Consider the following 12,942-nt stretch of genomic DNA (forward strand, 5'->3'; position numbering starts at 1 on the left):
GAGGCTGGACAAGATTAAAAGGAATTAAATTGGTGAATTTGTAAATCTGGATCTTGAATCACAGCAGTCGTATCTAAAACAACGCTGCGATCGTGCTTAAAATAGCCTTTGATAAATGTGGAAATCGACTGAGGAAACAGATCGGGTGATGGTTTTAGCAAGCTGTCTGGATTGTGTTCTTCGATCTCGTCAATTTCTGGAACAACTAAACCGAGAGATTTCCGACCGGACTGAATAACGATCGCGCTCACCGTCACGAGTCTTTCAGCAGTCGTTCCACTCCAGGTCGTGTTGGCTTTCAAGCCAAGTTGCTGAAATAAGTCAACGAGCCAAAGCGCTTCTCCGCGCCAGTTCGACATTCCTAAGACATAAGGACTCATTTGAGGCACAGGTAGAATGTCGGAAATGGGGATCGTCTGCACAGCGGCAATGTCTTCGACTGCTAAGAGCATCGTCTGAGCCGCATCGAGCCGAAACCGCAGAAATTTCTGGATCGGCTCGATCGCAGCAGGCGGACTCAGCAGAGATTCCAAACTGGTAATCGAAGCAGTGGACTGGGGCGATGTCGCGAACTCAGCAAGATCCATCATCGTTAAACCACCATGAGTTGACGGATCGTGCTGAGGAGGGCGGTGGGATCAACGGGTTTGGGGAGGTAAGCGTTTGCGCCGAGTAAATTGCCCCACATCATGTCCACATCTGTATCTTTGGTAGAGCAGATGACGACTGGGATTTGGCTAGTTTTTGGGTCGGCTTTGAGTTCGCGGCAGAGTTCAAATCCACTTTGACCGGGCAAAATCACGTCGAGCACAATCAAATCAGGCTTTTGAGTCATGAGTTTGGTTTGTGCTTCTTCGCCACTTTGAGCACTCACAACGGTTAATCCTGCTTTCTGCAAATAGCTCGTGAGCAATTGCATTTCGGTCATACTATCTTCGACTACCAAAACCGTTTTCATACGTTTCTCCGAGTTGAGAGTGAGAAGGGATCATCGTTCAATCGTGAATAGGCAGCACTTTTCGGGCGACAGCTAATACACGATCGGCATCGACTGGTTTAGCGAGGAATCCCGAAGATCCGACAAATTTTGCCCGAACTCGATCTATGATTCCGTCGTTGCTGGTCAAAATAACGATCGGGACATCTTTGAAGGCAGAGACCCGTCGAATTTGAGCGCAGATTTCGTATCCATTCGCGATCGGCATCACGAGGTCAAGAAAAATTAATCCGGGTTTTTTCTCTAGCAACGTTGGCAATGCCTGAATCGAGTCTTGAATGCCAACGAACTGATAGCCTGCCTCGGTGAGGATGCGTTCCATGATTTGACATTCGCGCAGACTGTCATCAATGCAGGCAATAAGAGGCGCAGTGTTTGAACCTGTGATTGGAGGCGAGGACACAATGCCTGAGCGAGTTGTTTCAGAAGTCGGAATGCCAGAATTGCTCGAAGCAGGGACAGCATCGGGGCGGACTCCTGAAGGAGCGAGATCAGGAATTTTGGTGAGAGCGACCAGTCCTTTTCGGTAGAGGGGAACGAGAACGCGGGTTAGTTGGAGTAAGTCTTGCTTCATCAGCATCGCCAAATCTCGTAGCGTTCTTCGACCGTCTACCAGCGAAACCAACATTTTGTAGACTTTTTCTGGGGCGTGTTCTTGAAGTTGTTCGGGATGACGCAGGACAGGTGCGAGATTGGGAGAATGATCGGCAAGACCCAGCGATCGCCAAGTATTCCACTGTTGTTGAACTTCGCCGAGAAGCTGCTCTGCGTTGAGCAATGCTAGAGATGCCTCTAACATATCCTCGGCATCGGATTTGAACGTAACAGGTCGAGTTTCTTCTTGTTGAATAATGTCGAATAGGACATCGACCACGGTGCTGCGAATGACTGCAACCGCTTGCTCTGGACTGACTTGCTGGCGTTTAACTAAAGTATTGAGAGTTTGATAGTCCTGACAAGGCGTATCTGTGGAGGGAAGCGCGGTAGCTTCGCTGTTGCCAAAGGCAATCGCTCCCGGACTCAGTTGAGGACAGTGCTGAGTAATATAACGATGCCAACGGCGACGGGGATGCGGTCCACCTGTTGCCCAGATAAGCCGACCCATATAGAGGTATAAGCTCCACTGCTGTCCGCTGGTGAAGACATCTAACCGTCCGCTAAAGTGCATCCGGCTACGAATGCCAAGCAAACCGCTCGGAGAATCGGTTGAAGAATCATCAACTAACATGCCCAATTTCCCTAGATTCAGGCTTTTATGACTTGCCCAAGAATGTTCTAGGTCTATTTTTCCCAACGGTCAAAATAAAGCTCACTTTAAATTTGGAGAAAATAGAGTGAAATCTTTGAAATGCGGAGAAAAATCAGCAATGCAAACTGTAAGCAACCTAAGCAGTATTTCAGATAGATTTTGGCTACTTTAATAAAAGGGCATTTTTGGGTGAGTTCGATCGTAAAAAAGATCGACAGAAAAACCACGCAAGAATCGAGAGTTGGGCAATTAAATCTGAGCTAAACCAGTCTTTGCGACTGCCTTCTTCGAGAACAACTTGCAATGAGCCAAGCCCGATCGCCATTGCGATAATGCCGCCCCAGTCGCCGTGTTTGAGAAGGTGTAACTGCATGGGTTTTGGCTCGATTTGCAGCTACAGTGTCACGTGCATCTCCGCTAGGGATGAGGCTGATAAGGATGAGGAGATTGAAGGATGCCAAGTCGGGCGTAAATTGGAATGACTAGCTGACGGAGTGCGGGTAATTGTTGACCGAAGGAGAGTGATCCAGCAATGCAGATCATTCCACCGATGACTAAGGTGTTTGGCGCACCAATTTGATTCGCTAAACTCCCTGCGATTAGATTGCCAAACGTCACCATGCTAGTAAAGGCAAGCGCGTACAAGCTCATCACACGACCGCGCTTATCTTCATCGACGATCGTTTGCAAAATAGTATTTCCTGAAGTCGATTGCAATATTAAACTTGCGCCTGCGAAAAATAGTGCAATGACTGATAACCAGAGCATTCTAGATTGTGAAAATACAATGATTGCAGTTCCAAATCCAGCAGGTGCGATCGCCATAATTTTCCCAAGTCCGAGCACACTTCGACGCGAGCCTAGATACAGTGCAGAACAAAGCGCCCCTAATCCAGAAGCCGCCATTAAAAATCCAAGGGTTTCGGCTCCACCGCCTAGATACTGTGTAGCGAAGATTGGAGCCAAGACTGTGTAAGGCATTCCAGCGAAGCTCACTAAGCCAATGAGCAATAAAATTGCGCGAATCGGTGGGAATCCGAATGAGTAGGCGAACCCTTCTCGTAACTGCTCAAATACTCCTGAATTGGCTGATTTTAAGGTGATCACTCTGGGTTTAAGTCGCATTGCTAACAAGCCAAGAATCACGGCAATGTAACTCACTGTGTCGATCGCAAAACAAGCGGTTGTTCCTACTGCTGCTACGAGCAATCCCGCGATCGCAGGTCCAACTAATCGGGCACTGTTGAAAATTGAAGAATTTAGCGCGATCGCGTTTCCCAAATCTTCGCGCTTTTCAACCAATTCGATTACAAAGGATTGACGAGTTGGCATATCGACTGCATTCACACAGCCTTGAAAGACGCTGAGTGCAATAATTTGCCAAACATCGATCGTTCCAGTGAGCGCTAGAACCGTTAGAGCTAATGATTGCAACATCGATAGAGCTTGAGTCACAATCAGCGTATTGCGGCGATTCCAACGATCGACTAACACTCCTGCAAAGGGACTGAGAAAAAAGTTTGGAATCTGTTGAGCAAAGCCAACGACACCGAGCATCAAAGCAGAATCCGTCAGATGATAAACCAGCCAGATCACCGCTGTCTGAGTCATCCAAGTTCCGATTAATGATAAGCCTTGACCTGCAAAAAATAGGCGATAATTGCGCGATCGTAAGGCACGGAACACAGCGGGCGATCGGAGTGGCATCACTTAATTCTCTAAACGGACTCTTTAGTATACGAATCGATTTCTACGATCGTGGACTGTCTAGAGAAAGAAGTCCCTCCCTGACTCAGTGCCAGAGAGGGAAGGGGATAGAGTGATCACGGAAATTAGAAACTGAACTGCGTCCGGATGTTGCCGACGAAAACGGTTGGATTGCTATCGAAATTGTTCGCGTTGAAAATTGCGTAGACTGCGGGCACGATCGCGATATTTCGATTCAATGGATAAAAGTAAGAGGCTTCGACCTCGTACTGGGTTCCACCGTCACCGTTTCCAGACAGCAGGAATTGACGACCGCTGATATATTGGTGCGGAACTAGGAATGAGACGACACCCAAAGCCCCTTTCTTACCCAAATCCGGGAAGCCAAGACCGAACTGGAACGATTGCACTTTTACACTGCCTTCGGCTCTGAGTGGGTTGACCGGATTAATGTTAGTTCGCCCGTAAGAGTAGCGTCCGAAGATGCCGAACTGGGGCGTGATCAACCAATCGAAGTTCGCTACGATCGAATCGGCTGGAGAGTCACGTAATCGACCGCCAAATCCGTCATCTAAGAAGCCATAGGGCACAGGTTCACCCGCAGATCCGCCAATGAAGCCGTTCGTGGGGAACAGATTTGCTCGTGTATACAAGAACCGGAAGTTGAACGCTGGACTGGGTGAGTAGGCAAGTTCAGCGCTGATAGTATTGGTGCTGCGGAACAGACCTCGTGATGGGTTGCTTGAGGTGTTGAACCCTGCGGCTGAATTGAGGAATTCGGTGTTTTCTGCCAAATATGCGGCAGTGAAACGGAATTGCGGGGTGATGTTCCAGATGACAACTGCACCGGAACCTCGATCGACAGCATTCGAGAGAGTACTACCGCTGGAGTTAAAGCTCCCTGCTCCAGTTAAGAAGAAGGTGAAGCGGTTTTGGTCAAAGTAGCGGTAGAAATTGATCCGAGGACCAAATGCGACTCGAACTGAATCATTCAGTGGGAAGGAGTAGAACAATTCACGGACTGCTAATCCTGAGTTTGGTGGCAAGCCTGTTTGATCGGTGAAAGGCGTTCCCCAAGAGTTGAAGAAGCCAGAGGAGACAAGCTCGTTTGCAGGAGAGTTTCCGTTTCCGGCGACTAGCTGTGTGACTAGCTGATCTCTTCCGGTAAAAGAAGTTGTTAAGTTGAGAAAGGTGTAATAGCTGAAGGTAATATTTGGCTGTCGTCGCTGGACTCGTGTGGGGACACCTCCGACGCGAGCAGGTGGGATAAACGCGCTATTTCCGCCTCCTGCAAGACTTCGTTCAGCCGTAATGTCTCCGGTTGGAAAAGCTCCAGTGAGGTTAAACCAAAGATTTCCAGTTAATTTTGTTGTGGTTGAGAATTGTTGTCTTTCGAGTGTAGTTGCTCTTGCTTCTAGAGTATCCACTCGTCCGCGTAACGTCGCTAATTCGGCGGCGAATTCCTCTTGTAACTTTTGCAGTGCAGTTAAATCTTCTTTCTTAATCAAATCAGCCGTCGAAGCTGCGATCAGTTCATTCACTCGATCGAGACACGCATTCAGTCCCGCTGCAAACTCAAACCGCGTTAATGCTCGATTCCCACGATAAGTTCGATCGGGATATCCTGCAATACAGCCGTAGCGCTCCACTAAAGATTGCAGTGCTTGAAATGCCCAATCTGTAGGTCTAACATCCGAAAGCTGTGACACCGAAGTGACTTGAGCCATTCCAGGTGTGATGGGCTTTTTCGAGTCAGATGCGCTCAGTTCTGAAACCGACATTACCCGCTGCATTCCGTTTGCAGGCTTGATCGCTGATGAATCCGCCACGCTCGGTTCAGTTGCTTTCGGAACTTCTTTGAGCTTCGTGGTGTCGATCGATTCAATCGGGGTACTTCCTGCTTGCGGGTCGATTGTTGATTCCGCAACAGCAGCAGAAACTAATCCAAAACTTGCCGCCAATGCAGCAGCAGGGGCTAAGAACAGCCGCTTCCTTGTAACTTCCATTCCACTCCTCTTCACACCAGGAAAGTATCCGGTATACAAAAACACTCCCAACTAATACAGCGGAAAATCTAGGGAGTTCTGTAATTTGGTATACGTTTTCTTTCTGAAGAGAGATGCGACTTCTGAACGATCGCTACACCGTTTCTGAATCTGAAGGTTCCTCAGAGAGTTGCTGTTCAAGTGCCTGAATCTCTTCTACTACACGGTCTTTACTCGAAATTAAGTGATATTGAATCGCCTGCATTGCTGCCAGCGCATCCCGTTTTCGCACCGCTTCTAAGATGCGTCGATGTTCGCCACGAATCTCTAATACATTGGGATTATGCTCGATCGTTCTTAAGCGCAGAAGCGACATCTTATCAAACACCTGATCCAAGATTTGTACTAACCAAGTATTGCTTGAACTCTCTGCTAACAGTCGGTGGAATTGATAATCTAAATGCAAAAGTTGGTAAGGGGTGAGCGAGTGAGAAGGATTTGCGATCGCTCGTTCTGCTTGCTGTAAGGTGGCTTCGATTTGCTCGATTTGTTCTGGAGTTGCCATTCGACAAGCGGCTGAAATGGATAGCTGCTCTAAAGCAATTCGGCAATCGTAAAGTTGTACAGCATCCTCGATCGACAACATCGCCACGCGCATCGCTCCTTGACCATCTACCGTGACAAGATGATCCCGTTGAAGCAGGCGTAAAGCTTCTCGAATCGGAGTTCGGCTCACCTGAAGTTGCTCCGCAAGCTGCGTTTCGATCAAGCGACTTCCGGCTGCGAGTTCTCCTGACAAAATTGCAGTCCGCAGCATTTCGTAGGTTTGTTCGTGAAGCAGTTGGGAGCGTTGCAGCGATCGAGCAGAGAGCATCAAAGCAATATCCTCAGCAGAGTTGACAAACAATCATCGGACTATTAAAGATTGTGTAGAAAGCGATCGATACAGTTACAAACTTGGCGACTCAGCTTTGCAATTCACTAGAATCAGGCTTCCAAAATCAACTGAAGAAGCAAGTAGCGCCAGAGGTACGTGGATAGTCCAACTTTCCGCAAATCTTACACTGGTTTTTACGTTTGATAGCATTCTATCTCTTCGCGTCGGAACCTTTTGAAACCGGAGCTTTCTTGTCGCTTAAGAAAAGTTAAAGCAAGTATCTTCAGATACAGAAAGCGTGATAGATCATCACAATAATGCTCTTTGGGATGTTGTATTCCGTATACGAGACGACACCCAAAGCTTTTGGTACTGTCAAACCTTGTACCTTGGTGCGAATGCACTGTTTCGGAGTTGATTTGAAACGGCTACCTTGCAAACCCTACAAAATCCTTTTTGTCGTCGATCGCGATTTTAGATCAACGATTCCTGCTTCTGGAGAACCATTGTGAAGAAAGTATCAAAGCGCCTCTCAAATTTAGCTGTTTTAGCTGTCTCAATTCTGCTATTTGCTGGCTGTCAACAGCAAACCCCGACCACAACTGCGGCTGGCGGTGATACCCCTGCTGGCGGCTCTACCCCCGCATCAAATACTCAAAATCCTCAAGGACTAAAAGCCGTTCGGGTGCAGCTTTCATTTCTGAAACAAAGCTTAGATGCACCGCTGATTCTAGCAATGAGAAACGGCTATTTTGCTAAGGAAGGATTGAATGTTTCCTACGAGCGCGGATTCGGAAATGCGGATACGATCAGCAAGCTGGGAACTGGAAAATTTGATTTATCCTTCAGCGATATGTACAACGCGCTGGAGTTCAATCAGAAAAATCCCAACGATCGGGTGATTGCTGTTGCGATCACTCAAAACAAAGCGCCGTTTGCAATTTTGAGCTTAAAAGATAAGGGCATCAACTCTCCGAAAGATTTGACAGGTAGGAAGCTCGGTGCGCCTGCGGGAGATGGACCCCGTAAGCTGTTCCCCGTGTTCGCGAAGCAGGTTGGTATTGATCCGAACTCAGTAGAGTGGACCACGATGGAACCGAGACTGCGAGAAAGCTTCTTGCTGCAAGGACAAGTCGATGCAATTAGTGGGTTTGCAACTTCGGCGCTTCCTGGTTTGCTCAAAGGCGGCAAAACGCTGAATGATATCAACATTTTCTACTACACCGATAATGGGCTGGAATTCTACGGCAATACAATTTTGGCGAAAGCTAGTTTTGTCGAGCAAAATCCTGATACTGTGAGAGCTTTTGTCAGAGCCTATATGCGCGGACTTCAAGATACGTTGAGAGATCCGTCAGCCGCGCTGGATGCTGTGATGGCATCGGATGACTCGAAACTGATGGATCGCGAGGCTGAAAGAGTTCGTTTGCAGGTAGCACTCGATCGAATGCTGCTGAATCCGGAGGTGGAGAAGCTTGGTTTGGGAGCAGCCGATCCCGCACGACTAGAACAGACTCTCAAGCAAACGGCTGAAGGATTCGGATTGCCGACGACTCCAGCAGTGGCAGATATCTTTACCGATAAATTCCTGCCGCCAAAAGAAGAGCGGGCTGTTCCGACCGATCGTAAACCACTTTCCTAAAATCAATTCAGGCTAGGCGAATCGTTTAGCCTGTTCGCTTATTCACCCTACATTTTCAGAAAACACTATGGTTCAGCCTCGCGTCGATTCGCTGTCGATCGACTCTGACTTTCAGGACGGAGCACCGCTGTTAGAGTTCGATAAAGTGGGTCTAGAGTATCCGTTTGAAGGATCAATGCGTCGGATTATCGATGAAGTGAGTTTGTCAATTAATCCTGGCGAGTTTGTGTCGTTTGTCGGTCCTTCAGGTTGCGGAAAGACCTCGATTCTCCGGATGGTGTCGGGGCTGAATCCGGCTCCGATCGGGGAAATTCGCTACCGGGGAACGCCAATCAAAAAACCGCTTCGTAATACCGGGATCGCGTTTCAGAATCCAGTTATGTTGCCGTGGCGCAATACTCTCGACAATGTGATGCTGCCGCTGGAAATTGTGGAGCCGTATAAAAAAGATTTCCGTCAGCGTAAAGGCGAATATATCCGGATGGCACAGGATATTTTGTCCACAGTGCGATTGCAGGATTTTCAGAAACAGTATCCGTGGCAGTTGTCCGGAGGGATGCGGCAGCGGGCTTCGTTGTGTCGATCGCTGATTCACAGTCCAGAAATTTTGCTATTAGATGAACCATTTGGAGCGCTGGATGCGTTTACTCGTGAAGAAATGTGGGGAATGCTGCAAAATCTTTGGATGCGGGTGAAGTGCGTCGGAATTCTGATTACACACGATTTGCGCGAAGCCGTGTTCTTGTCCGATACGGTGTATGTGATGGGTCCGCGCCCAAGTTCGATTATCTACAAAGTCAAGATCGAGCTACCGCGTCCGAGAACATTAGAGATGGAACTCAGCGACGAGTTTAATCACTATTTCGCCAGCATTCGCCAACACATTCATCACAACTAATTGCTATGGAAAAATTTCTCAAGTCGAAATCGGCTGGATTTGTGCTGCCGTTTATTGCGACCGTTTTGCTGTTTGTTGTGTGGGAATTAGCGGTGATTATCTTTAGGATTCCGCCGTTTAATTTGCCCGCTCCGACCAACATTCTGAATGCGTTGATCACGTTTGCGCCGCAATTAACCGTAAACGCACTAAGAACACTTTGGACAACGATGCTGGGATTTGCGATCGCAGTCGTAGTTGGAGTCATTCTAGGATTCATCATTGGTTACTCTAAAGTTGCTTATCTCACGTTGTATCCGTTGCTAGTTGCATTCAATACGATTCCGAAAGCAGCATTAGTTCCACTGTTAGCGATTTGGTTTGGAGCGAATGCGGTTCCGGCGACTTTGACGGCATTCTTGCTGGCATTTTTCCCGATCGCGGTGAATGTGGCACTTGGTTTAGATACGGTTGAACCAGAAATGAAAGATGTGCTGACAGCGCTGGGAGCAACTCAGATCGAAACGTTTCAAAAGGTGGGATGGCCTCACACCTTGCCTTACATTTTTGCCTCACTCAAGATTGCAGCTTCGTTCGCGTTCATCGGTGCAGTAATTTCTGAATCGGTTGCCTCGAATGCGGGGTTAGGCTTCTTGATTGTGCAAGCAACTGCTGACTTTAACGTTCCGTTGGCATTTGCAGCCCTGTTGATTCTGGCGTTACTGGGAGTATTGCTCTACGTCTTCTTTATTTTTGTTGAGAAGAAGGTAATTTACTGGGCGCGTTAGGAATTTCGGGAAAATAAAAGCGGTGAGGATCATCAGGTCTTCACCGCTTTTTTGTTGGGGTTAGTTTGCTGGAATTTGGGCGGGAGCCGATCGAGCTAATGGAGTCCAAACATTTTCAGCATCGACGTAACCGACTTCAGCGATATAAGTACGATCGCTTAATGGAATCGGGACATCGCAAGACAAAGCCATTTCGTCAATGTCATGCTGCTCGTATCGGGAAGGCAACCGAGTGCCGCCATCGGTGACATCGTACAGGCGCAAGACCAGATTATCGCCTGCATTACGATCGATACGGGATCGCAGCGATCGCGGTAAATCCCAAGTCGCATACGCCCATCGAGCATTACGCGGAGTCAAGACTAAGCGACCTTCACCCAATTCAGTAGGCATCGAAGGCGTAACGGTTTCACCCGTCATGAATGAATTCACTTGAGCGGTTTCGCCTGTGGTAAATGAAGTAGTCTCGGTTGGAGTAAACGAAACGGTTTCGCCTGTGGTAAACGAAGTGGTTTCGGTTGGAGCCTTCGTCTCTAAATTGCGCTGACCCGAAACGAACGACCAAGCGGCTCCAGCGGCTCCAGCGGCAGCGGCGGCTCCTCCAGTAACAGCGGCTCCCCCTGATTGGGTCGCATCGGTCGTCGTATCAGCGACACGATGTGTAATCCGTTGGAACCAGTTCTCAGAAGGGATCTCAGTCGTTGGAGTTGCAGGATTGCTGACAGGCTCTACGTCAGTGTCTCGATCGCCTGACAAGAACGACTTCGCGGAATCAACTGCACCACTCGCAGCAACGGCTCCCCCAGCAACAGCGGCTCCTCCTGCTTTCGCCACGTTGCCAAAGAAGGAATTTCCAGAGGCAGCGGGAACGCGAACATGAGTCGATCGCGCCAAACTCAGCCATTCATTATCGGGAGTGAGGTAGCCGATTTCTGCGAGATAATCTCGATCGGGAAGTGCGATCGGTAATCGTTGGCGTTGGGTCAGTTCATCACAGTCGAATTGTTGAACGCTGTGTGCGGGTTGTTGCGATAAATCAATATCGGTGACATCGTACAGTCGGAGGGCTAATTTTTCTCCGCCCTGTTGTCTCATCTCTTGCCGTTCTTCGGTGGGAATATCCCAGAACGCTTCGACTTCTTGAGAACTTCGAGATTTGAGCACGATCTTGCTGCGCCGATCGCGGTTCAGTGCCCAACCTGCGGCTCCTGCTGCGACTCCTCCGACTAAAGCTGCACCACCCAAACCACTGAATGGATTAGAGCGATCGACATTTCCAGTTGTATTCGGTTCGAGGTCGAGATTGCCCAATCGATCGCCTTCCGTATTCCACTCTAAGTTCGTATCGGGAGTATCAACTCCAGCCGAATAATCACCGTTTGTTTGAATCGGATCGTACCCGCCTTCGACATAGGGAGCGCCACCGTACTTGCGATCGTCAGAATCGGAATATCCAGGAGCGTTAAAGGTTCCAGTTGCGCCTCGATCGTCCGTGACGGATGTTCTACGACGATTGCGCCGTCCACCTGCCAGCATCCAAAGCAGTGCCGCACCTGAACCGATCGGCAACAGCCACCAGAGCCAGTTCGGAAGTCCAGTCCCGGTATCTACCGCAGTTCCAGCCCCGCCTGAATTCTCTCCAGGGAACAGGAAGGCTAAAGGATTGCCGCCCCCTGCTTGGGAACTGCCGCCTTGAGGATTGTTGTTGCCGCCCTGGGGATTGGCTCCGGTGAGGGTTTGACCGCTGCCGGATGGCTGGGCTGCGTTCTCTTTCGTAGGAGTGCTATTTTTTGCGGCTGTCGTAGCGGGTTTAGCAGGTTTGCTGTCGGCTATGGGTTTTTGAGCCGTTACAGGTTTCGCGGCGGTAACAGGGTCGAGGACTCCACCGGATTTGGCGATCGCGTTTTGTCCCGTTGCTGTCGTGGCTAACCCTAAGAAAGCCTGAACCGCTGGATTGGCTTCGTCTTTGTAGACGTAATAGAGCGCTTGCGAGAACGGGTAACGAGGATTGGTCGGCTGTGTTCCGTGCATCGTCACGATCTTTGCGCCTTTTAATCCTTGTGCTTGGCTGGCGGTCATGTAGCTGATGCCGTTGTTGCCCAAGTTGGAAACGACCGCATCAGTGGTATCTTCGTTTAACTTGACCGCGTTTGCGCCTGTGGCGAATTTCGCTTGTCTGAAGACGGGATAGCTCTTGAAGGCTTCGCGGGTGTCGCTGCTATCGGGTCGATCGACGAATTTGATTGGAAGATTCGGACCGCCGACTTGTGACCAGTTGGTGATTTCACCTCGGAAAATGCGGGCGAATTGATCGATCGTTAAACTGCGATTGAACGGATTGTTTGCGCTAACAACGATCGCAATTTTGTCTCGTCCGACTTGAGCCGTTTTTAAGCCTTGAGCTTTTTCTTGATCATTTAAAGGACGACCGATCGCAGCGAGATCTGCCTGTCCACTGAGAACCGCTTGGATTCCAGCAGGGACACCGTTTGAAGCGGCATTCACTTGAGTTTTGGGAAATTGCTGCTCGAAGCTTTTTTCTAGAATCGAGTTGATGGCTGCCATACTGACGGAGCCATCAATGCGGACATTGGTTCCTTCAGCAACGGAATCAGGAAGTTTGAAAGCAGTCTGCGCCCGAACCAATTGCACCTCTGCGACGGTAACACCCGTGAGGAGAAGCGCGAGACCGACTGTGGTTGAGTAACTTTTATGCACCATATCTTTGTCACCGTGGTAGCAAAAACTTTTTTACATCGTTGCAGTCTAGGAAGACAAGTGCAACTGGATACGGATTACAGGTGTTATTGGAATAGCGGT

Annotated in this window: 11 protein-coding genes; 3 read left to right on the top strand and 8 right to left on the bottom strand. The window is 49.0% G+C overall.

Annotated elements, in window-relative coordinates:
- Positions 1-14: 14 nt before the first annotated feature.
- The 7 genes from ACQ4M5_RS15395 to ACQ4M5_RS15425 form a co-directional block, all read right to left on the bottom strand.
- Positions 15-590, bottom strand: a complete 576-nt coding sequence (locus ACQ4M5_RS15395) for a chemotaxis protein CheW (RefSeq protein WP_430676519.1) — start codon at positions 588-590, stop codon at positions 15-17.
- 2 nt (positions 591-592) lie between these two features.
- Positions 593-958, bottom strand: coding sequence for a response regulator transcription factor (locus ACQ4M5_RS15400; protein ID WP_430676520.1), 366 nt, complete (start codon positions 956-958; stop codon positions 593-595).
- A gap of 37 nt (positions 959-995) precedes the next feature.
- The gene (locus ACQ4M5_RS15405) at positions 996-2,225 is read right to left on the bottom strand and encodes a response regulator (protein ID WP_430676521.1); all 1,230 of its coding nucleotides are present in this window, start codon (positions 2,223-2,225) and stop codon (positions 996-998) included.
- 184 nt (positions 2,226-2,409) lie between these two features.
- Positions 2,410-2,619: a hypothetical protein gene (locus tag ACQ4M5_RS15410; RefSeq protein WP_430676522.1), complete on the bottom strand. Its 210-nt coding sequence runs from the start codon at positions 2,617-2,619 to the stop codon at positions 2,410-2,412.
- Between the two features lie 44 nt (positions 2,620-2,663).
- On the bottom strand, positions 2,664-3,953 hold the full coding sequence (locus ACQ4M5_RS15415; protein ID WP_430676523.1) for an MFS transporter: 1,290 nt from the start codon (positions 3,951-3,953) through the stop codon (positions 2,664-2,666).
- A gap of 125 nt (positions 3,954-4,078) precedes the next feature.
- A complete protein-coding gene (locus ACQ4M5_RS15420) occupies positions 4,079-5,734 on the bottom strand; it encodes an iron uptake porin (protein WP_430676551.1) in 1,656 nt (551 codons plus the stop codon).
- Between the two features lie 358 nt (positions 5,735-6,092).
- Positions 6,093-6,812: a GntR family transcriptional regulator gene (locus tag ACQ4M5_RS15425; RefSeq protein ID WP_430676552.1), complete on the bottom strand. Its 720-nt coding sequence runs from the start codon at positions 6,810-6,812 to the stop codon at positions 6,093-6,095.
- Positions 6,813-7,323: 511 nt separating this feature from the next.
- On the opposite strand from ACQ4M5_RS15425, the gene ACQ4M5_RS15430 reads away from it, so the two are divergent.
- The 3 genes from ACQ4M5_RS15430 (at position 7,324) to ACQ4M5_RS15440 (ending at position 10,122) form a co-directional block, all read left to right on the top strand.
- Positions 7,324-8,457 (top strand): ABC transporter substrate-binding protein, encoded by a 1,134-nt coding sequence (locus ACQ4M5_RS15430; protein WP_430676524.1) that lies wholly within the window; start codon positions 7,324-7,326, stop codon positions 8,455-8,457.
- Between the two features lie 67 nt (positions 8,458-8,524).
- Positions 8,525-9,355 carry an ABC transporter ATP-binding protein gene (locus tag ACQ4M5_RS15435; RefSeq protein ID WP_430676525.1) on the top strand — a complete coding sequence of 277 codons (831 nt, stop codon included), beginning with the start codon at positions 8,525-8,527 and terminating at the stop codon, positions 9,353-9,355.
- Between the two features lie 5 nt (positions 9,356-9,360).
- Positions 9,361-10,122 (top strand): ABC transporter permease, encoded by a 762-nt coding sequence (locus ACQ4M5_RS15440; protein WP_430676526.1) that lies wholly within the window; start codon positions 9,361-9,363, stop codon positions 10,120-10,122.
- Positions 10,123-10,182: 60 nt separating this feature from the next.
- Here the strand turns inward: ACQ4M5_RS15440 and ACQ4M5_RS15445 are convergent, their stop codons facing one another.
- A complete protein-coding gene (locus tag ACQ4M5_RS15445) occupies positions 10,183-12,843 on the bottom strand; it encodes a DUF4912 domain-containing protein (RefSeq protein ID WP_430676527.1) in 2,661 nt (886 codons plus the stop codon).
- Between the last annotated feature and the right edge of the window lie 99 nt (positions 12,844-12,942).

Origin of the sequence: Leptolyngbya sp. AN10 (assembly GCF_050565645.1) — a bacterium.
Classification (GTDB): Bacteria; Cyanobacteriota; Cyanobacteriia; order Leptolyngbyales; family Leptolyngbyaceae; genus Leptolyngbya.